The sequence below is a fragment of the Bradyrhizobium sp. S3.12.5 genome (assembly GCF_040548225.1).
GTDB lineage: Bacteria > Pseudomonadota > Alphaproteobacteria > Rhizobiales > Xanthobacteraceae > Bradyrhizobium > Bradyrhizobium cytisi.
In genome coordinates this window covers 171,841-191,705 of sequence record NZ_JBEPRF010000012.1, presented here as the reverse complement: position 1 = coordinate 191,705, position 19,865 = coordinate 171,841, and the positions used below count along the sequence as shown (strand labels likewise).

20 protein-coding genes are annotated in these 19,865 nt (G+C 64.8%); 16 read left to right on the top strand and 4 right to left on the bottom strand.

Translation table 11 applies throughout. The features are described from left to right. Positions 1 to 19: 19 nt before the first annotated feature. Positions 20 to 1,408: an ATP-binding protein gene (locus tag ABIC09_RS19650; RefSeq protein WP_148751114.1), complete on the top strand. Its 1,389-nt coding sequence runs from the start codon at positions 20 to 22 to the stop codon at positions 1,406 to 1,408. A 17-nt stretch (positions 1,409 to 1,425) separates the two neighbouring features. On the opposite strand, the gene ABIC09_RS19645 is transcribed toward ABIC09_RS19650, so the two are convergent. After that, the gene (locus ABIC09_RS19645) at positions 1,426 to 1,956 is read right to left on the bottom strand and encodes a DUF3617 domain-containing protein (protein WP_354110265.1); all 531 of its coding nucleotides are present in this window, start codon (positions 1,954 to 1,956) and stop codon (positions 1,426 to 1,428) included. A gap of 53 nt (positions 1,957 to 2,009) precedes the next feature. Continuing rightward, positions 2,010 to 2,303 carry a hypothetical protein gene (locus ABIC09_RS19640; protein WP_148751112.1) on the bottom strand — a complete coding sequence of 98 codons (294 nt, stop codon included), beginning with the start codon at positions 2,301 to 2,303 and terminating at the stop codon, positions 2,010 to 2,012. Positions 2,304 to 2,485: 182 nt separating this feature from the next. Here ABIC09_RS19640 and ABIC09_RS19635 point away from each other — a divergent pair, with 182 nt between their 5' ends. The 4 genes from ABIC09_RS19635 (at position 2,486) to ABIC09_RS19620 (ending at position 5,158) form a co-directional block, all read left to right on the top strand. Further along, positions 2,486 to 2,950: a hypothetical protein gene (locus ABIC09_RS19635; RefSeq protein ID WP_354110264.1), complete on the top strand. Its 465-nt coding sequence runs from the start codon at positions 2,486 to 2,488 to the stop codon at positions 2,948 to 2,950. 118 nt (positions 2,951 to 3,068) lie between these two features. Continuing rightward, positions 3,069 to 3,770 (top strand): ribonuclease T2 family protein, encoded by a 702-nt coding sequence (locus ABIC09_RS19630; protein WP_354110263.1) that lies wholly within the window; start codon positions 3,069 to 3,071, stop codon positions 3,768 to 3,770. Between the two features lie 53 nt (positions 3,771 to 3,823). After that, positions 3,824 to 4,690: a 23S rRNA (adenine(2030)-N(6))-methyltransferase RlmJ gene (locus ABIC09_RS19625; protein WP_354110262.1), complete on the top strand. Its 867-nt coding sequence runs from the start codon at positions 3,824 to 3,826 to the stop codon at positions 4,688 to 4,690. Between the two features lie 252 nt (positions 4,691 to 4,942). Beyond that, positions 4,943 to 5,158 carry a cold-shock protein gene (locus ABIC09_RS19620; protein ID WP_027534220.1) on the top strand — a complete coding sequence of 72 codons (216 nt, stop codon included), beginning with the start codon at positions 4,943 to 4,945 and terminating at the stop codon, positions 5,156 to 5,158. An 86-nt stretch (positions 5,159 to 5,244) separates the two neighbouring features. On the opposite strand, the gene ABIC09_RS19615 is transcribed toward ABIC09_RS19620, so the two are convergent. Continuing rightward, a complete protein-coding gene (locus ABIC09_RS19615; RefSeq protein ID WP_148751108.1) occupies positions 5,245 to 5,868 on the bottom strand; it encodes an outer membrane protein in 624 nt (207 codons plus the stop codon). Between the two features lie 251 nt (positions 5,869 to 6,119). Between ABIC09_RS19615 and uvrC the strand changes: the two genes are divergently transcribed. The 9 genes from uvrC (at position 6,120) to ABIC09_RS19570 (ending at position 14,908) form a co-directional block, all read left to right on the top strand. Then, positions 6,120 to 8,192: an excinuclease ABC subunit UvrC gene (gene uvrC, locus ABIC09_RS19610; protein WP_354110261.1), complete on the top strand. Its 2,073-nt coding sequence runs from the start codon at positions 6,120 to 6,122 to the stop codon at positions 8,190 to 8,192. A 100-nt stretch (positions 8,193 to 8,292) separates the two neighbouring features. Further along, the gene (pgsA, locus tag ABIC09_RS19605) at positions 8,293 to 8,910 is read left to right on the top strand and encodes a CDP-diacylglycerol--glycerol-3-phosphate 3-phosphatidyltransferase (protein WP_148751106.1); all 618 of its coding nucleotides are present in this window, start codon (positions 8,293 to 8,295) and stop codon (positions 8,908 to 8,910) included. Then, positions 8,907 to 9,158 (top strand): molybdopterin converting factor subunit 1, encoded by a 252-nt coding sequence (gene moaD, locus ABIC09_RS19600; RefSeq protein ID WP_354110260.1) that lies wholly within the window; start codon positions 8,907 to 8,909, stop codon positions 9,156 to 9,158. Before pgsA ends, moaD begins: the two co-directional genes overlap by 4 nt. Before the next feature lie 3 nt (positions 9,159 to 9,161). After that, positions 9,162 to 9,644, top strand: a complete 483-nt coding sequence (locus ABIC09_RS19595; RefSeq protein WP_148751104.1) for a molybdenum cofactor biosynthesis protein MoaE — start codon at positions 9,162 to 9,164, stop codon at positions 9,642 to 9,644. Continuing rightward, on the top strand, positions 9,644 to 10,603 hold the full coding sequence (gene prmB / locus ABIC09_RS19590) for a 50S ribosomal protein L3 N(5)-glutamine methyltransferase (RefSeq protein WP_354032979.1): 960 nt from the start codon (positions 9,644 to 9,646) through the stop codon (positions 10,601 to 10,603). The genes ABIC09_RS19595 and prmB overlap by 1 nt, the downstream gene beginning before the upstream one ends. A 78-nt stretch (positions 10,604 to 10,681) precedes the next feature. Next, complete coding sequence (locus ABIC09_RS19585) at positions 10,682 to 11,269, top strand: phage holin family protein (protein ID WP_354110259.1); 588 nt, start codon at positions 10,682 to 10,684, stop codon at positions 11,267 to 11,269. Further along, positions 11,269 to 12,399, top strand: a complete 1,131-nt coding sequence (locus ABIC09_RS19580) for a YihY/virulence factor BrkB family protein (RefSeq protein ID WP_354110258.1) — start codon at positions 11,269 to 11,271, stop codon at positions 12,397 to 12,399. The genes ABIC09_RS19585 and ABIC09_RS19580 overlap by 1 nt, the downstream gene beginning before the upstream one ends. A 151-nt stretch (positions 12,400 to 12,550) precedes the next feature. Beyond that, positions 12,551 to 14,038: an EAL domain-containing protein gene (locus ABIC09_RS19575; protein WP_354110257.1), complete on the top strand. Its 1,488-nt coding sequence runs from the start codon at positions 12,551 to 12,553 to the stop codon at positions 14,036 to 14,038. A 15-nt stretch (positions 14,039 to 14,053) separates the two neighbouring features. After that, positions 14,054 to 14,908 carry a TIGR01459 family HAD-type hydrolase gene (locus ABIC09_RS19570; protein ID WP_148751099.1) on the top strand — a complete coding sequence of 285 codons (855 nt, stop codon included), beginning with the start codon at positions 14,054 to 14,056 and terminating at the stop codon, positions 14,906 to 14,908. 141 nt (positions 14,909 to 15,049) lie between these two features. Here the strand turns inward: ABIC09_RS19570 and ABIC09_RS19565 are convergent, their stop codons facing one another. Then, positions 15,050 to 15,445 (bottom strand): response regulator, encoded by a 396-nt coding sequence (locus ABIC09_RS19565; protein WP_007596883.1) that lies wholly within the window; start codon positions 15,443 to 15,445, stop codon positions 15,050 to 15,052. Between the two features lie 228 nt (positions 15,446 to 15,673). Between ABIC09_RS19565 and ABIC09_RS19560 the strand changes: the two genes are divergently transcribed. Both ABIC09_RS19560 and ileS read left to right on the top strand, forming a co-directional pair. Next, positions 15,674 to 16,645, top strand: coding sequence for a bifunctional riboflavin kinase/FAD synthetase (locus ABIC09_RS19560; RefSeq protein ID WP_354110256.1), 972 nt, complete (start codon positions 15,674 to 15,676; stop codon positions 16,643 to 16,645). 203 nt (positions 16,646 to 16,848) lie between these two features. Continuing rightward, positions 16,849 to 19,857, top strand: a complete 3,009-nt coding sequence (gene ileS, locus ABIC09_RS19555; protein ID WP_354110255.1) for an isoleucine--tRNA ligase — start codon at positions 16,849 to 16,851, stop codon at positions 19,855 to 19,857. Positions 19,858 to 19,865: the final 8 nt, after the last annotated feature.

Here is a 19,865-nt window from a genome sequence, read left to right as displayed (position 1 = left end):
AAGCAGTGAAGCACGACCGATGAGCACGATCGATACCGGCCTGACGCTGCTCAAGAGCGCCGCCGGACGCGTCTCTGCCGCCAATGGCTGGATGGGCAACGCGTTCAAGGGCTGGATGCCGACCGGCCTCTATGCCCGCGCACTGCTGATCATGATCGTGCCGATGGTGATCCTGCAATCCGTCGTCGCCTTCGTGTTCATGGAGCGGCACTGGAATACGGTGACGCGCCGGCTGTCGGCCGCGGTGGTGCAGGACATCGCCGGGCTGATCGACGTCTACAAGGGCTATCCGCAGGACAAGGACCGCGACCAGATCCGCCGCATCGCGCAGCAGCGCCTCGGTCTCGTCGTCGACTTCCTGCCGGCCGGCGACATGCCGCCGCCGGGACCAAAGCCGTTCTTCTCGCTGCTCGACCAGACGCTGTCGGTGCAGCTCGGCCGCCAGATCGGGCGCTCGTTCTGGATCGATACGGTCGGCCGCTCCAACCTCGTCGAGATCCGCATCCAGCTCGACGATGCCGTGATGCGCGTGTTCGCGCAGCGCAGCGCCGCCTACGCCTCGAACTCGGAAATCTTCCTGTTCTGGATGGTCGGGACATCGTCGATCCTGCTGATCGTGTCGGTGCTGTTCCTGCGCAACCAGATCAAGCCGATCCTGCGGCTTGCGGACGCCGCGGAAAGTTTCGGCAAGGGCCGCGAGGCGCCGAACTTCAGGCCGCGCGGCGCGCGCGAGGTGCGGCGCGCGGCGGGCGCCTTCCTCGAGATGAAGTCGCGCATCGAACGTGCGATGGAGCAGCGCACCGCGATGCTCGCCGGCGTCAGCCACGACCTGCGCACCATCCTCACCCGCTTCAAGCTCGAGCTGGCGCTGATCGGCGACAGCCCCGAGATGGAGGGCATGCGCAAGGACGTCGACGAGATGTCGATGATGCTGGAGGATTACCTTGCGTTCGCCCGCGGCGATTCCGGCGAGCAGTCGCAGCCGACCGACATGGCGCAGGCACTCGAGGAGCTGCGCAGCGATGCCGAACGCCACGGCCACATCGCGACCGTGACATTCAGCGGCCTGCCCGTGGTGACGGTGAAGCCGGCCTCGTTCAAGCGCTGCCTCGCCAATCTCGTCACCAATGCCGCGCGCTACGGCAAGGCCATCGCCATCTCCGGCCAGCGCGATCACCGCTATCTCACCGTGACCGTCGACGACGACGGCCCCGGCATTCCCGTCCATCTGCGCGAGGAAGTGTTCAAGCCGTTCCTGCGGCTCGACAACGCCCGCAACCAGGACGAAGGTGGCACGGGCTTAGGCCTCGCCATCGCCCGCGACATTGCCCGCTCGCATGGCGGCGACATCACGCTCGGCGACAGCCCGATGGGCGGATTAAGGGCGAGCGTGCGGATTCCGGTGTAGCTGCAGCAGCCCCCCGCCTACTTCGGCAGCAGCGCTTTCAGCTTATCGACATCGCGGACGTTCATCTTGAAGCCGCCGGGCATCACGATGTCGCCGGGCTTCTGGTCCGGCTTGCAGGCGCCGAGCCATTTCGCTTCGAGCGTCATGGTGGAGTCACGCCCCGCGGCGCCGACCGCGCCACCTTGCGCATGCGACGAGGTCTTCACCGTGTAGGCCGAATTGAAATCGCCGGTGATCTCGGCGTGCGAAGTCGTGGACATGCCGGCGACGCTGCACTCGGAATCGCTGACATAGCCGGTCGCGGTCTTCTTGACGTCCTGCTTGGAGCAGGCCTGCTTGGCCATCGGCGAGATGTTGCTGTTCATCTGCTTGTCGACAGCCTCGTCGGTGCAGTGCTGCATGGTCATTTCCGGCATCGCCGAGCCGGTCCTGACCATCTTCAATTCCCAGAGACCGGCCTTGCGTACCGGCAAATCGTCGGCCGAGGCGCTAACCGCCGACAACCCGAGACAAGCGACTGATCCGAGCAAAGCAAGCTTGCGCGTCATGCGAGGGACTCCGGCTGAGATGTCGTGCGCAACCTCTGGCGTCCCGAAACGCCTCAGTAGAGCGTGCGGATCGGACGATCGGCGGCGCCATAAGGCACCCAGCGGCAGGCAAAGGAGAGGTAGCCGCCCTCGTAGGCCTGCACGGCGAGGAATTTCACCACCTTGCCGTAGCGCGCACAATGATCCACCGCGACCTGGCGCGCATCGGTCTGCGTCGCCATGGAATAGGCGATGATACCGCCGGTGTCGTTGCCCTTGAAGGGCGGCACCGGAAGGATGTCGGCGCGCGCCGACTGGCTCGCCATGATCCCCAAGGCAAGAAGGCCCGCGGCCGCAATGATTCGCATTCCCGTCACTCCGATTGGCTGGCAGCACTTTACGGTGCCGGACCGCCGGTGAAAAGAACGGATAGGCCGTTGGCTGCGACCTTATGGTCAACTCGTGGCCGAGTGTTGCCGCGCTGCACTTGACCTCTCCCGCCCTTCGCGTCACCGTCCTGCCTTCGCGGATCATGCTGTCTGGATTGCCCATGCGCGCCTCAACCTCCCTGAAATCGCTTCGCCTTGCCGCCGTTCTCGGCCTCATGTTCGGAGCGCTGTCGCTCGGTGAGGCAAGGGCCGCCAATCCGCTGGAGCTGAATTTCTGGCTGAGCGGGCCCCGTTATGACGGCAGCGTCGCCGATTGCGAGAAGGCACTGCCGACGATCGCGAACCAGTTCTGGGAGAAGGAAAGCTCGTTCTGGAATTCGCCTTTGAAGATCGAGGGCTTTTCGGCCGTTCACGAGACCGCGTTCCGGCCTTGGGCGTCCGACAACATTCCGCGCCGCTACTGCACCGGCGAGGCCATGCTCAACGACGGCAAGATGCGCAGGGTGCACTTCTCGATCGTCGAGGACGGCGGCTTTGCCGGTTACGGCCAGGGCGTGGAATGGTGCGTGGTCGGGCTCGACCGCAACTGGGCCTACAATCCGGCCTGCCGCGCCGCCAAGCCTTAAGTCGAAGATCCCTGATTCGAACGATCCAGCCGCCGATCGACGGCCGCCTGAATTTTGTTCTTGAAATGTTCTTGTTGCCTGCTAGGCTTATTGCACAGTCTAGTTGAGGGACGTCGCCATGTTTCATTTTAGATTGCATTCGTTCTCCCGCCTTGTGATCTCATTGACCCTTGCCGCGGGGCTGATCGCGCTGGCCGGCGGCGCGAAGGCGCAGGACAAACGGCAGAACGCGCCGGGCGAATTCGATTTCTATGTGCTGTCGCTATCCTGGTCACCGTCCTTCTGTGAGGAAGCGGCCGAGCGCGGCCGCGGCGGGGGACGCTCGAATATCCAGTGCGAGGGACGGCCTTATTCCTTCGTGGTGCACGGGCTGTGGCCGCAATATGAGAACGGCTTTCCGGAATATTGCCAGCGGCCGTCGCCGCGGCTGAACCGCAACATCGTCTCCTCGATGCTCGATCTGATGCCGGCGCCGGGGCTGATCTTCAACGAATGGGACAAGCACGGCACCTGCTCGGGGCTGACCGACCGCAGCTACTTCGAGACGATCCGCAGGGCGCGCGCCGCGATCAAGATTCCGGCCGAATATCTCGATTTGTCGCAGGCCAAGACCGTGGCGCCGGGCGAGGTGGAAGAAGCCTTCGTCAAGGCCAATCCGGGCCTGAGCAACGCAGCCGTCTCGGTCACCTGCAACCGCACCCGGCTCTCCGAGGTCCGCATCTGCCTCAGCAAGGATTTGCAGTTCCGCGCCTGCGAAGAACTCGACCGCCGCGCCTGCCGCCGCGACCAGGTGACGATGCCGCCGATCAGGGGTGGGTAGTTCGGGCTGTCGTGCCTCTTTGCTCAAGCCATCGCGTGGCGTAGTGCTCTTGCATGAACTATCGCCACGCCTTTCACGCCGGCAACTTCGCCGATGTCATCAAGCACATCGTGCTGGCGCGCATCCTGACCTATTTGCAGGACAAGCCGGCCGCCTTCCGCGTCATCGACACCCATGCGGGTGCCGGCCTCTATGATCTCGACAGCGACGAGGCCCGCCGCAGCGGCGAGTGGCTGACGGGAATCGCGCGGCTGATGCAGGCGCGCCTTTCGAACGAGACCGTCGCGCTGACCAAGCCGTACATGGACATCGTCCGCGCCGTCAATCCGAAGGGCGAACTCAAGGCCTATCCGGGCTCGCCCTTGATCGCGCGCGGCCTGATGCGGCCGCAAGATCGCCTCGTGGCCTGCGAGCTCGAGCCGAAGGCACGCAAGGCGCTGATCGGCGTGTTGCGGCGCGACGAACAGGCCCGCGTGGTCGATCTCGACGGCTGGATGGCGCTGCCGGCGTTCGTGCCGCCGAAGGAGCGGCGCGGGCTCGTGCTGATCGACCCGCCGTTTGAGGCGAAAGACGAGTTCGAGAGACTGGGCGAGGCCTTCTCCACCGCTTATGCGAAATGGCCAACCGGTATCTATGTAATCTGGTATCCCGCCAAGAGCCGGCGCGCCACCGACGCGCTGGCGCAACTGGTGGCGCGGATCGCGGCTGCAGCAAAGACTCCGGGAAAATGTCTGCGGCTCGAATTCAGCGCCGCGCCGCAGATGGACGGCGCACCTCTCACGTCCGCCGGGCTGTTGATCGTCAATCCGCCCTATACGCTGCAGGGCGAGCTCAAGACGATCCTGCCCGAGCTGGAAATGCCGCTCGGCCAAGGCGGCGCTGCCAGATTCCGATTGGAAGTACCAAAGCCTTACCCCTAAAGCGCCGCCATTCTTGGGAAAAAGATGCAGTAGCGGTAGTCAATCTGCAAAGAACCGTATTATGCTGTTGGCGTGACTGGCTTTACGTTCCGCTTCCGCGAATGGTTGCGGCGGAGTGAAGGCCTAACAAAGATCCAGTCGGACCGAAGGGTCTGCCCAAGGATGGCCAGCTCTCCCGGGCTACGTGATGCCCGGTCATGTCGCGACGCGCGTCTGCGTTGCGACGGAGGAGCAATGAGGGGGAGTTTCCCGATGGCCAATACGGGAACGGTTAAGTTCTTCAACGGCGAGCGCGGCTACGGCTTCATCAAGCCGGACGACGGCGGTCGCGATGTCTTCGTTCACATCACCGCGGTTGAGCGGGCGGGACTGAAGGACCTTGCCGAAGGACAGCGTATCACATTCGAAGTCGAACCGGACAAGAAGGGGAAGGGGCCGAAGGCGGTCAATCTCGTGATCCTTTCGTAGCGAACCTGCCCCAAGAAGCCTGGCGCAAAAAAGTCCCGGCCGCGAGCGGCCGGGAGGCTGTAGTCCGGTATTTTCTTATTTGGCTATCAGAAGTGATAGTTCACGCCTGCGCGAACAACGCTGGCGCTATAGCCGTTTGACACGCCTGTAATTGCGAACTGGCTCGACGACAGATCGATGTAGAGATATTCGAGCTTCGCGCTCCAATTCGGCGCGAAGCCGACTTCCGCGCCGACGCCGGCGGTCCAGCCGGCGGTGGTGTGCGATTCCGTCCAGCCGAAGGTCTGCGCGCGCAGCTCGCCGAAGGCGAGGCCGGCGGTGCCGTAGAACAGGATGTTGCTGAAGGCATAGCCGGCGCGACCACGCAGTGTGCCGAACCAGGGATTGGAGAACTTCCACGGCGCAAAAGTGTCGTCGGCGCCTGCGGCCTGGATGTCGCCCTCGACACCGAACACCCACGGGCCGTTCTGGAAATTGTAGCCGGCCTGCACGCCGCCGACGAAGCCGGAGGGCTTCACGGGCGTGTTGCTCACCGAGCCCCATTCATAGCCGAGATTGGCGCCGAGGTACGGGCCGGCCCAGCTGTAGCCATTGAGCGGCTGATTGACCGTATAGGGCGCACGCTGCCCGTAACTGAGATCGGCGGCCCCTGCCGAAGCCGCCCAGCCGGCTGCAACCAACGCGGCTGCGCCCACAACGAGCCCCTTCATCACACACTCCAACGCAACTGCCGCAACCGGGTGCGAGGCCCGCACCGCCGCGCAAGGCCAGACCGCATGGTTACGGAACCACCACTTTTTCGCGTAAGATTTATCGAGAGTTTTAAGTTAAAGGGCTGTTAAGACCCGTTACCGCGCTGTTAACAGACTTAAGGAAGCGTTACCGGGAGCTGCGCTGCCATTCTGTGCGTGCGGCACGGCCGGAACTTCAAATCGGCTCCCCCAGCGCCTAAATTCGCACCATGGTTCACGATTCCACCGACGATCCGGACGACGCACGCGCGCGCAAATCGCCGCGAGTTGCGACCGCCGACGCCCCGCTCCAACAGCCCCAGGAGACGGCGCCGCCCGACCTCGATCCCGCCACCATGGGCGGCGACGACGAGGACGATGCACGGCTGCCCGACATTCTGGAAGAGAGCGGCGCGATCGGCGAGGAGCCGCTGGCGACCGGTCACGAGGCGATCGAGCGCGCGGTCCGGCTCGCGCCGACCTCGCCCGGTGTCTATCGCATGCTCAGCGCGAATGCCGACGTGCTCTATGTCGGCAAGGCCAAGAACGTCAAAAAGCGCCTGTCCAACTACGCCCGCCAGGGTGCCCCGCTGCCGGCGCGCATCCTGCGCATGATCGCGGCCACGGTGACCGTGGAGATCGTCTCGACCACGACCGAGACCGAGGCGCTGCTGCTGGAAGCCAACCTCATCAAGCAGCTGCGGCCGCGCTTCAACGTGCAGCTGCGCGACGACAAATCGTTTCCCTATATTCTGATCACCGGCGACCATTGGGCGCCGCAGATCCTGAAGCACCGCGGGGCGCAGACCCGGCCCGGGCGCTATTTCGGCCCGTTCGCCTCCGCCGGCGCCGTCAACCGCACCATCACGGCCTTGCAGCGCGCATTCCTGATCCGCTCCTGCACGGATTCCTTCTTCGAGAGCCGCTCGCGGCCCTGCCTGCTCTACCAGATCCGCCGTTGCGCCGGACCCTGCACCCGCGAGATCGACTTCGGAGGCTATACGACGCTGGTGCGCGAGGCGACCGACTTCCTGTCCGGCAAGAGCCAGGCGGTGAAGCAGGAGCTCGCAGGCGAGATGGAGAAGGCTTCCGGCGAGCTCGAATTCGAGAGCGCGGCGCTCTATCGTGACCGCCTCGCCGCGCTGTCGGCGATCCAGTCGCAGCAGGGCATCAATCCGCGCACGGTGGAGGAAGCCGACGTGTTCGCCATCCACCAGGAAGGCGGCTTCTCCTGCGTCGAGGTGTTCTTCTTCCGCACCGGCCAGAACTGGGGCAACCGCGCCTATTTCCCGCGCGCGGAGAAGACCTTTACGCCGGAGGAAGTGCTGGGGTCCTTCCTCGCACAATTCTACGACGACAAGCCGCCGCCGAAGACCATCCTGCTCTCGCATGACATCGAGGAGAGCGACCTGCTCGCCAACGCGCTGTCGATCAAGGCCGGCCACAAGATCGAGGTCACCACGCCCAAGCGCGGCGAGAAGAAGGAGCTCGTCACCCACGCGCTGACCAATGCGCGCGAAGCGCTCGGCCGCAAGCTCGCGGATACTGCGACCCAAAGCCGCCTGCTCGACGCCATGGCCACGACGCTGAGCCTGCCGCATGCGCCCAAGCGCATCGAGGTTTACGACAACAGCCACATCCAGGGCACCAACGCTGTCGGCGCCATGATCGTCGCCGGCCCGGACGGTTTTGTGAAGAACCAGTACCGCAAGTTCAACATCAAGTCCGAAGGGCTCACGCCCGGCGACGATTACGGCATGATGCGCGAGGTGCTGGAGCGCCGCTTCAAGCGCCTGATCAGCCCGCCCGAAGAGAGCCCTGCCAAGGTCAAGGACGACGATTTCCCGCAATGGCCCGATCTCGTGATCATCGACGGCGGCCGCGGCCAGCTCAACGCCGTCAGGGAGATCTTCACCAATCTCGGCCTGACCCAGGTGTCGCTGATGTCGGTCGCGAAGGGGCCGGACCGGGATGCCGGCCGCGAGACCCTGTTCATGCCGGAGCGCGAGCCGATCAAGCTGGAGCCGCGCGACCCCGTGCTCTATTTCATCCAGCGCCTGCGCGACGAGGCCCACCGCTTCGTCATCGGCTCGCACCGCAAGCTGCGCAAGAAGGACATCCGCGAGGCCGGTTTGCAGGAGATTCCGGGCATCGGCCCGTCACGCAAACGTGCCCTGCTGCACCATTTCGGAACCCTGAAGGAGATCGAACGCGCCTCGATCGCCGATCTCGGCAAGGTTCCTGGGGTGAGTGCCGAGAGCGCCCGCAGGATTTTCGACTATTTCCATCCCCAGCCGGGGTGAACTAAAGGGGCCGAAGCTATAGTCATATGGTCGTCGCATCCCGCGCCCCAATTGGGGGCGGACGGTTGACCTTCAGGCTGGAGCGGTATTGGTAGGACCGATGAACATCGCCACGACACGAGGGACGACCAGCCGCGCGATGTCCCTCCCGAACATCCTGACCTATGGCCGGATCGCAGCGATCCCGGTCGTGGTCGGATGCATCTATGCGCAGTCGATCATGGACTACCCGTTGTGGCTGCGCTGGGTCGCAGTCGCGATCTTCATCGGCGCCGCGGTGACGGACTATCTCGACGGCTATTACGCGCGGATCTGGAATCAGCAATCGGCGTTCGGCCGGATGCTCGACCCGATTGCCGACAAGCTGCTGGTCGCCTCCTGCCTCCTGATGCTGGCCGCCGATGGTATCATCCATGGCTGGTCGCTGTGGGCCGCCATCGTGATCCTGTGCCGCGAGATCCTGGTCTCGGGCCTGCGCGAATACCTCGCCGCGCTCCGTGTCAGCGTGCCCGTGACCAAGCTCGCCAAATGGAAGACCACGGTTCAGCTCGTCGCGATCGGCTTTCTGCTCGCCGGTCCGGCCGGCGACGAGGTCGTTCCTATGGTCTCGCTGATCGGCCTCGTCCTGCTATGGGCCTCGGCGATCCTGACCATGTACACGGGCTACGACTATTTCCGCGCCGGCATCCACCACCTCATCAAGGAGGACGAGGGATGAGGGTGAAGTACTTCGCCTGGGTGCGCGAGCGCGTCGGCAAGGCCGAGGAGACGATCGAGCCGCCCGCGACGGTGCGCACCGTCGAGGAGCTGATCGCCTGGCTGTCCGGTCAAAGCGAGGCTCATGCCTATGCGTTCGAGAAGCCGAAGGTGATCCGCACCGCGATCGACCACGCCCACGTCAAGGCCGACGCCGCGATCGCTGGCGCCCGCGAGATCGCGTTCTTCCCGCCTATGACCGGCGGCTAGGCCATGACTCCCCCTATGACCAGCTGCCCCGTCACGATCCGCATCCAGCAAGACGATTTCGACATAGCGCGCGAGATCGCGGTCCTGACCGAGAGCCGCACCGATATCGGCGCGGTCGTCAGCTTCTCCGGCATCTGTCGCGCCGACGAGGACAGTTCGAAGATCGCGGCGCTCACGCTCGAGCATTATCCTGATATGGCGGAAGAAGAGATCAAGCGCCATGTCGACGAGGCGATCTCGCGCTGGCCGCTCAACGGCGTCACGGTCGTCCATCGCGTCGGGCGGTTCATGCCCGGCCAGAACATCGTGCTGGTGCTCACCGCCTCGCAACACCGCCGGGCGGCGTTTGAGGCGGCCGAGTTCTTGATGGATTATCTCAAGACCAGCGCACCGTTCTGGAAGAAGGAAGAGCGCGACACCGGCACCGGCTGGGTAGAGGCCCACGCCCGTGACGACGAGGCCGCCGCCCGCTGGACCCGATCCTGATGGCAAGAGCCGTGAGAAAGACCACGCGCGGCCGCGCTGCGCCAAAACTCACGAAGGTCGGCCGCGGCGAGCTGCTCACGCTGATCGATTTCGTCCGCTATGCGGTCAGCCGCTTCGTCGAGGCGAAACTTGCCTTTGCCCACGGCACGACCGATCCGGTGGCGGAAGCCGTCTTCCTGGTCTGCGAAGCCCTGCACCTGCATCCCGACCAGTTCGAGATTTTTGGCCATGCGCGCGTCACCGCCGCTGAAGGCAAGACCCTGCTCGATCTCATCCATAAGCGCGTGACCACACGCAAACCGGCGGCCTACCTCGTCAACAAGATCTACATGCGCGGCCTGCCGTTCTATGTCGACGAGCGCGTCATCGTTCCGCGCTCCTTCATTGGCGAGCTCCTGGATTCGCATTTCGGCGGCGACGGCGAAGCGGGTTCGCTGATCGACGATCCCACGGCCGTCGAGCGCGTGCTCGATCTCTGCACGGGATCGGGATGTCTCGCGATACTCACCGCATATCACTTTCCGAATGCCATGGTTGACGCCGTCGACATCTCCAAGGGCGCACTCGAAGTCGCGGCGCGCAATGTTGGGGAACATCGGCTGGATGAGCGGATCACGCTCCATCGGGGCGACCTGTTCGCGCCGCTCGGCGCCAACAAATACGACCTTATCATCACCAACCCGCCCTACGTCGACGCGGAAGGCATGGCGGCGCTGCCGCCGGAATGCCGGGCCGAGCCAAAGCTTGCCTTCGACGGTGGCGCCGACGGCCTCGACGTCGTCCGTCGCATCCTGCGCGATGCGCCAGACCATCTCACACCGGACGGCGGCCTGCTCTGCGAGATCGGCCGCGGTCGCGAGCTGGTCGACGAGGCTTTTCCGGAACTGCCCCTGCTCTGGCTCGACACGGAGGACTCCGAGGGCGAGGTGTTCTGGATCGCGGCCGCCGATCTCGGTTGATCGAGCACGCGGCGGAACAAGTCAAATTCCGCCACGTTCATCCCCCAACGAAGTTACGCGCTTTCGGAGGATATCCGCATGCTCGCGCCATCGGGCGAATTGCTGCGCGCCGGCATGGCGCTGAAACTCAATCATCTCAAGCGCGCGGCGCGGTCGTATCTGCGTGACCGCACCAGCCAGACCACCGGACGCGTGACGTCCTACGCGGTCGCGGTGGGACTGTTCGTAGTGGCCGGGCTGTTCCTGATTGCGGCCTTCTTTGTCGGCCTGATCGCTCTCTACCGGTGGGTTGCGATCACCTATGGACAATTCTGGGGGTTTGGGGCCGTCGGGGCGGTGCTCTTGGTACTGGCCGTCGCCTGCGCCGGCGTCGCCATGGTGCAGATGAAGCGCAAGCCCAAGCCGATCGTGCCACTCGCCAGCCGGCTTCGAGTGGCGATTGCCACCCCGCGCATTCCGCTCGGAACCGTCAAGGAGGCGGTAAAGGAGGTCGCGACGACGATTCCCCTAGTGCCGCTCGCGCCGGGCGAACGCGGCAATGGCGGCAAACCCAGCTCCATCCACACCAACCGACCGGTGCAGCTTGGCCTGATGCTCGCGGCGATAGGTGTCTTGGGGTTCACTGCCGCGCGGCGAAGGCGGCACGGGCATGGATCGGACGCGTGATGCCCGCGCGGCGCTCCGAGCAGTTCGATAAGTGGCTGCTGATGGCAGCCAGTGCCGTGTTCGTGCTGAGCGCGGAACGGTATTTCAAGGAGTCTGGCCTGATCCGGTCGGGGCCTCCGCAGGACCACCGCCATAACGAGGCGAATTCGCCGGAGACGAGCGCCGGGCGTGCGGCCGCGCAGCCCGGACGCGGCCGTCGCTCCAACGATCCGTTCGCAATTCCGTGGGCCGGCTGGAAGGATATTTTCTGGCGCACCTATCAGCGCATCGATGAAGATCGCTTGCTCGCGACCGCGGGCGGCGTCGTCTTCTTCGGGTTGCTGGCGATCTTTCCTGCGATAACCGCGCTCGTCTCGTTCTACGGCCTGTTCGCCAATCCCTCGACGATCGCCGGCAACCTGCAGACCCTCGCGATGATGCTGCCCGAGGGTACGTTCCAGATCATCCAGGACCAGGTCGTCCGCGTGGTGTCCAAAGGCAATACAGCACTTGGGGCCACGTTCCTGTTCGGCCTTGTGCTTGCGATCTGGAGCGCCAACGCCGGCGTCAAATCCGTCTTCGACGCGCTCAACGTCGCCTACGAGGAGCGTGAAAAGCGCAGCTTCATCCGCCTGAACCTGGTGTCGCTGGCCTTCACGGTCGGCGGCATCGCAGCGCTGCTGTTGATGGTCGGCGCCGTGGTCGCCTTCCCGCTCGCGCTGAACCATCTCGGGCTTGCGCCAGAAAGCAGGCTGGTCATCGCTCTCGCACGATGGCCGCTGCTGTTCGTCCTCCTGCTGGTAGCGCTTGCCATCCTCTACCGCTTCGCGCCCAGCCGGGATGCGCCGCGCTGGCAATGGCTGAGCCTCGGCGCAGTGACGGCCGCCATCCTCTGGATCGCCGGCTCGGCACTGTTGTCCTGGTACATGTCCGAATTCGCCAACTACAGCGCGACGTACGGCTCGCTTGGCGCGGCGATCGGCCTGATGATGTGGATGTGGATGTCGGCCATCGTCATCATGTTCGGGGCCGAGCTGAACTCGGAGGTCGAGCGGCAGACCCTGCGCGATACGACCACCGGACGGCCCAAGCCGCTCGGCAGCCGCGACGCCGTTTCGGCCGACACGGTCGGCGCCGCCGCGCCGTCCTGACCCGGCACTCGCCGCGTGCGGCCGCTATCCCCTCGAATCAACAATGATGTTAGGGTCGTGCATGCTTGGGAAGCATGAGGCGTGACGGGTGCGAATTGCGGCCCGTGTTTTCCCGGGTGAGGCAGTCAGCTCTTGAGGCATAACGCGCGGCATGATTCGCATTTCGACGATCTTCATCGCCATCTGCATGGTTTTGGTCGCGGCCTCGCTCGGGCTCGTGCTCTACGCGGTCGTCGGCATCAGCGGAACCGAATCCGCGATCGTGGCGCTGACCGCGCTGACCTTCCTGATCCTCTACAACGCAGTCTCGATGCGGCTGCGCGACCGCAGTGACGTCGGCGGGCAGATCGCCGACCTGTCGCGCGGCACCGCCGATCTCGCCCGCCAGGTGGCCGAGTACGGCCGCCGGCTCGCCGCGATCGAGGGCCGTATCGCCTCGTCCAATTCGACCAATTCCGATCGTGTCCAGTCGGTGGTCGGCGAGATCAACGAGCTCGGCGGGCTGGTCAGGCAGCTTGCCGCCACCGTGTCGACCCATGAGGACCTGCTGGCCGGTCACGCGCCGGCGCCGGCCCCCGCTCCGGTCGCCAGGCTGGAGCCGGAAGCACCGATCGACCTGATGGCGCCCTTCGAGGAACGTGCGGCCGCTCCTCCGCCGCTTCCCGCACCGCCGCGGCCGACGCCGCCGCCGGCCGTCCAGACCCACACCGCCAGTGCCGTTTCGACGGTCAATGGCCGCAACCAGACCCAGATGCTGGTGACGTTGCGCAACGCCATCGACGAGAACCGCATCGACATCTTCCTCCAGCCGATGGTGACGCTGCCGCAGCGCAAGGTCCGCTTCTACGAGGCCGTGACCCGGGTGCGCGACGAGCGCGACCAGCTGATTGCCGCGGAAGAGTTCATCAGCATCGCCGAGGTCTCGGGGCTGATCGGACGCATCGACAACATGGTGTTGTTGCGCTGTGTCCAGGTGTTGCGGCGGCTGATGGTGCGCAACAAGGATGTCGGCGTGTTCTGTAACGTCGCGGCTTCGACGCTCGGCAATTCCACCACCTTCGCGCAATGCCTCGACTTCCTCGAAGCCAACCGGGCGCTCGCGCCATCGCTGGTGCTGGAGTTCAAGCAGTCGACCTTCCGCGGCCTCGGCCCTGCAGAGACCGAGAATCTCGCGGCACTCGCGCAGCGCGGCTTCCGCTTCTCGATCGACCATGTCACCGACTTGCGGATCGAGCCGCGCGAGCTCGCCGACCGCGGCGTGCGCTTCATCAAGGTCCCGGCCTCGCTCCTGCTCGACCCCAAGCAGGCGTCGACCTCGGATATTCATCCCTCCGACCTGTCCGACCTGCTCGGCCGCTTCGGCATCGATTTGATCGCGGAGCGGATCGAGGGCGAGCGCGCGGTGATCGACTTGCTCGACTATGACGTGCGGTTCGGCCAGGGCTTTCTGTTCGCACCGCCCCGGCCATTGCGGCCCGAGGGGGCATCTGCTACCGGCGGGGCCGCGTCGAACCCGGCGCAGGACATTCAGGGATCCAATGGCTCCGGAACACCCAGCCCAGGCGCAACATCAGCTGCGGCGCCTGCCGCCCCGTCATCGCGCATCACCGGCAACGCGGCGCTGGCGCGCCGCATCTGATCGGCCGCACGCATCATGACCACGCTGCATTTCGCCCAAAGCCTGCGCGAGCTCGTGGGCGGGGTCGACGTCGTGCTCAGCGACATCTGGGGCGTGGTCCATAACGGGCTGGAATCCTTCCCCGAGGCCTGCGAGGCGCTGCACACCTATCGCAGCCGTGGCGGTACGGTGATCCTGATCACCAACGCGCCGCGCCCGGCCGCCTCCGTGCAGCGGCAACTGCGCAAGCTCGGTGTCGCCGACGAGACCTATGACGCAATCGTCTCCTCGGGCGATCTGACCCGGCACTATGTCGCCGAGCATCCCGGCCGCAAGATGTTCTGGCTCGGCCCCGAGCGCGACAACTCGATCTATCGCGGCCTCGATGCGAAAACCGCGCCGCTGGAAGAGGCCGACTACATCGTCTGCACCGGTCTCTATGACGACGAGACCGAGACCGCGGAAGATTATCGCGGCATGATGCTCAAGGCGCGCGAGCGCAAGCTGACGCTGATCTGCGCCAACCCCGACATCGTGGTCGAGCGCGGCGACCGGCTGATCTATTGTGCCGGCGCGATTGCCGAGCTGTATCGCGAGCTTGGCGGCGAGGTGATCTTCTACGGCAAGCCGCACCGACCGATCTACGAGCGCGCGATGGCGCTCGCCGGCGAACGCCAGGGGCATCCAATCGATCGGAAAAAGGTGCTGGCGATCGGCGATTCCGTCCGCACCGACCTGACCGGCGCACGTGAATTCGGCGTCGACTGCCTGTTCGTCACCCGCGGCATCCATGCCGAGGAGTTCGAGGGCCTCGACCAGCTCGATCCCAAGTCAGTGACGGAATTGTTCGGCCACCCGCCGAAGGCGCTGATGCGCGAATTGAAGTGGTAGGAACTATCGCGCCCCGGACGCAGCGCGAAGCGCTGCAGAGCCGGGGACCAGAAGCCGCAAGTGATGTCGTGGATGGACTGGGTCCCGGCTCAGCGTCGCGTTACTAATGTAACGCGCCTTGTCCGGGACACCAAAGTGCGCCTACGCGCTCGCCATGTCCGGGAAGACCGCCTCGATCTTGGTCTTCAGCGTCGCCGCATTGAACGGCTTGACGATGTAGTTGTTCACGCCGGCCTTCTTGGCCGCGATCACGTTCTCGGTCTTCGATTCCGCCGTGATCATGATGAAAGGCGTGGTGGCGAGATTGGGATCTGCCCGCACTTCGCGGAGCAGGTCGTAACCCGTCATCGGCTCCATGTTCCAGTCGGAGATCACGAGCCCGTACTTCTTGCCGCGCATCTTGTTCAGAGCCGCCGAGCCGTCGCTGGCATCATCGATGTTCTCGAAGCCAAGCTGCTTCAGGAGATTCCTGATGATACGGATCATGGTGCTGTAATCGTCCACCACCAGAACCGACATCGACAAATCAACCGCCATCTCGACTCCCCCAACGCAAACCCAGGAAATATTACGATCGGACCTGCCGGCCGTAGCCCGCGGTTCCACGTTTCAAGCACTAGCACCAAGGCGTTAAACAGCGCGTTAACTGGGGCCGCACCCGCTGAATTGAAATCGCCGTTCCGTGCATCCGCCCCTCCGGCTTGACTTCGCCGGTCGGGTCAAGCCACGGTCCCGGCCGGTCCCGCCGGCTCGAGAATTCCCCTGATGGCCCCGCAATTTACCGTTATCCGCGATACCACGCCGGATTCTGCGATCCTGAAGGGGGCCGTGGTCGCCATGGGCAATTTCGACGGGGTTCATCTCGGCCACCGGGCCGTCATTGCCGCAGCCCTGGAGATGGGCCGGGCGCATGGCCGCCCTGCGCTGGCGCTGACCTTCGAGCCGCATCCGCGCCGGTTCTTCAGCCCCAACACCCCACAATTCCGTCTGACGGACGAACGCGCCAAGCTGCGGCTTCTGGCCGGGACCGGGCTTGCCGGTGCCGTGGTCATGACCTTCGACAAGGCCCGCGCCGGCACCAGTGCGCAAGACTTCATTCACCATGACCTGATCGGGCGCCTCGGCATCGGTGGCATCGCGGTCGGCTACGACTTCCATTTCGGCAAAGGCCGCGTCGGCTCGCCCGGCCTTTTGGTGAACGAGGCACCCCGGCTCGGCATCGAGGTCGACGTCCAGCCGCATGTCGATATCGACGAACGCCCGGTCTCCTCCAGCGCGATCCGGATCGCGCTCGCCGAGGGCCAGATCGACGAGGCCACCACCATGCTGGGCGCGCCCTGGTTCATCACCGGCAAGGTCATCCATGGCGAGAAGCGCGGCCGCGACCTCGGCTATCCCACCGCCAACATCCGGCTCGACGCCAATTGCGGCCTGAAGCACGGAATCTACGCCGTGCGGGTCGGCCGCGGGCCTGAGCGTCTGAGCGGGGTGGCGAGCTTCGGCCGTCGGCCAACCTTTGATAATGGCGCGCCGCTGCTCGAAATCTTCCTGTTCGACTTCAAGGGCGACCTTTACGGGCAGGCGCTGGACTGCGCCTTTATCGGCTTCATCCGCGAGGAGCTGAAATTCGACAGCCTGGAGGCCCTGATCCGTCAGATGGACGACGATTCCGTCCGCGCCCGCGCCATGCTGGCCGCCGCCCCGGACGCGTTTCCGCGGCTCGGGACCGTCGATTGAGGGCCCAAAGCCGGCCCGCCGGACCTTTGCGCTTCCCTTAGCCCCCTGCTATGGAGAGCCCATGTTTGCGCGGCGCATCATAGGGATTAGCAGCCCGGCTTCCGCCTGAGCCTTCGGCTCGGCGCAAGACCGGGATTTTGTCGTTTCACCCCGCGATTCCGCATCGCCATCCGTTCCCGCGCCATTCCGAGCCAGTCAGCCTCATGTCCGAAAAGCCGCAAAAGTCCCAAAAATCCGAAGTCAAAGACTATTCGAAAACCCTGTTCCTGCCGCAGACCGAATTCCCGATGCGCGCCGGCCTGCCGCAGCGCGAGCCGGAAATCCTCAAGCGCTGGTACGAGATCGGCCTGTACGAGAAGCTGCGCGAGGGCGCGAAGGGTCGCGACAAGTTCGTGCTGCATGACGGCCCGCCCTATGCCAACGGCAACATCCATATCGGGACGGCGCTGAACAAGATCCTGAAGGATCTCGTCACCAAGAGCCAGCAGATGCTCGGCTTCGATTCCAACTACGTGCCCGGCTGGGACTGCCACGGCCTGCCGATCGAGTGGAAGGTTGAGGAAGAGCACTACCGCAAGAAGGGCAAGCAGAAGCCCGACTTCCGCGACTCAGCCGCGATGATCGATTTCCGCAAAGAGTGCCGCGCCTACGCCACGCACTGGCTCAACGTGCAGCGCGAGGAGTTCAAGCGTCTCGGTGTGATCGGCGACTGGGCTCATCCTTACGCCACCATGAACTATCCGGCCGAAGCCCAGATCGCGCGCGAGCTGATGAAGTTCGCTGCCAACGGCACGCTCTATCGCGGCTCCAAGCCGGTGATGTGGAGCGTGGTCGAGAAGACCGCGCTGGCCGAAGCCGAGGTCGAGTACGAGGACTACACGTCCGACATGGTCTGGGTGAAATTCCCGATCACCTCGCCCGCGCATGGCGCGCTGGCCTCGGCCAGCGTCGTGATCTGGACCACCACGCCCTGGACGCTGCCGGGCAACCGCGCGATCTCGTTCTCGCCGAAGATCGCCTATGGCCTCTACAAGGTGACGGACGCGCCCGCGGACAATTGGGCCAAGACCGGCGATCTCCTGATCCTGGCGGACGCGCTCTCTGAAGAAGTGCTCAAGCAGGCACGCGTCACGGCTTACGAGAAGGTGCGCGACATCCCCGGCGACACCATGGACGCGATCGAATGCGCCCATCCGCTCAAGGGGCTCGCCGGCGGCTACGAATTCATCGTGCCGCTGTTGTCCGGCGACCACGTCACCGACGACACCGGCACCGGCTTCGTGCACACCGCGCCCAGCCACGGCCGCGAGGATTTCGACGTCTGGACGGCGAGCACCCGCGAGCTCGATGCCCGCGGTATCAACAGCGCGATCCCCTACACCGTCGACGAGAACGGCGCCTATACCGACCACGCGCCGGGCTTTGCGGGCAAGCGCGTCATCACCGACAAGGGTGAGAAAGGCGATGCTAACGAGGCCGTGATCAAGGCGCTCGTCGACAAGGGCATGCTGCTCGCGCGTGGCCGGCTCAAGCATCAATATCCGCATTCCTGGCGCTCCAAGAAGCCGGTGATCTTCCGCAACACGCCGCAATGGTTCATCGCGATGGACAAGGACATTGCCACTGATGGCAAGACCAAATCCGGCGATACGCTGCGCGCCCGCGCGCTGCACGCAATCTCGGTGACGCAATGGGTGCCGCCGTCAGGCGAGAACCGCATCACCGGCATGATCGAGGCCCGCCCCGACTGGGTGATCTCGCGCCAGCGTGCCTGGGGCGTGCCGATCGCCGTGTTCGTCCGCGAGAAGGGCGACGGCTCCGCCGAGATCCTGCAGGACGAGGCCGTCAACACCCGCATCGGCGACGCCTTCGAAAAGGAAGGTGCGGACGCCTGGTATGCGACCGGCGCGCGCGAGCGCTTCCTGGGGCCGCGGGCCAACGAGGATTGGCAGAAGGTCGACGATATTCTCGATGTCTGGTTCGATTCCGGCTCGACACACGCCTTCGTGCTCGAGGACCCCGAGCAATTCCCCGGTCTCGCCGGCATCAAGCGCAAGGTCGACGGTGGCACCGACACCGTGATGTATCTCGAAGGCTCGGACCAGCATCGCGGCTGGTTTCATTCCTCGCTGCTGGAGAGCTGCGGCACGCGCGGTCGTGCGCCCTACGACATCGTGCTGACCCACGGCTTCACCCAGGCCGAGGACGGCCGCAAGATGTCGAAGTCGCTCGGCAACACCATCGAGCCGCAGTCCGTCATCAAGGAATCCGGCGCCGACATCCTGAGACTCTGGGTCGCGTCCTGCGACTACACCGACGACCAGCGCATCGGCCCCGAGATCCTGAAGAACACGGTCGAGACCTACCGCAAGCTGCGCAACACCGTGCGCTGGATGCTCGGCACGCTGCATCACTACAAGCCGGCCGACGCGGTCACGCCTGCCGAGATGCCGGAGCTCGAGCGGCTGATGCTGCACGAGCTTGCGCTCCGCGCCGAATTGGTCCGCAAGGCCTATGAGACGTTCGACTTCAAGAACGTGGTCGCAACGCTGTCCGCCTTCCTGAACAGCGAGCTCTCGGCATTCTATTTCGACATCCGCAAGGACACGCTCTATTGCGACCCGCCGTCCTCGCTGACGCGCAAGGCGGCCCTGACCACGATCGACCTGCTGTGCAATTCAATCCTGAAATGGCTGGCCCCGGTCCTGAGCTTCACCGCCGAAGAAGGCTGGCGGATGTACAGGCCGGAAGCCGAAGCATCGGTGCATCTGACGCTGTTCCCGGAAGGTCTCGAACAATTCCGCGACGACAAGCTCGCCGCCAAGTGGGAGACCATCCGCAACGTCCGCCGCGTCGTCACCGGCGCGCTGGAGCTCGAACGTGCCGCCAAGAACATCGGCTCCTCGCTCGAAGCCTCGCCGGTGATCTATGTCGCCGACCGCGACATGCTGGCAACGTTGTTCGACACCGATCTCGCCGAAATCTGCATCACCTCGAACTACGAGGTGCATGAGGGCGCGGCACCAGCCTCTGCATTCCGTCTCGATGCCGTGCCCGGCGTCGCGGTCGTCGTGGAGAAGGCCGTCGGCACCAAATGCGCCCGCTCCTGGAAGATCTCGCCGACCGTGGGTGAAGACCCTGAATATCCCGACGTCACCCCGCGCGACGCCAAGGCGCTGCGCGAATGGAAGGCGTTGGGCGTGAGCGTCTGATCCCCGGC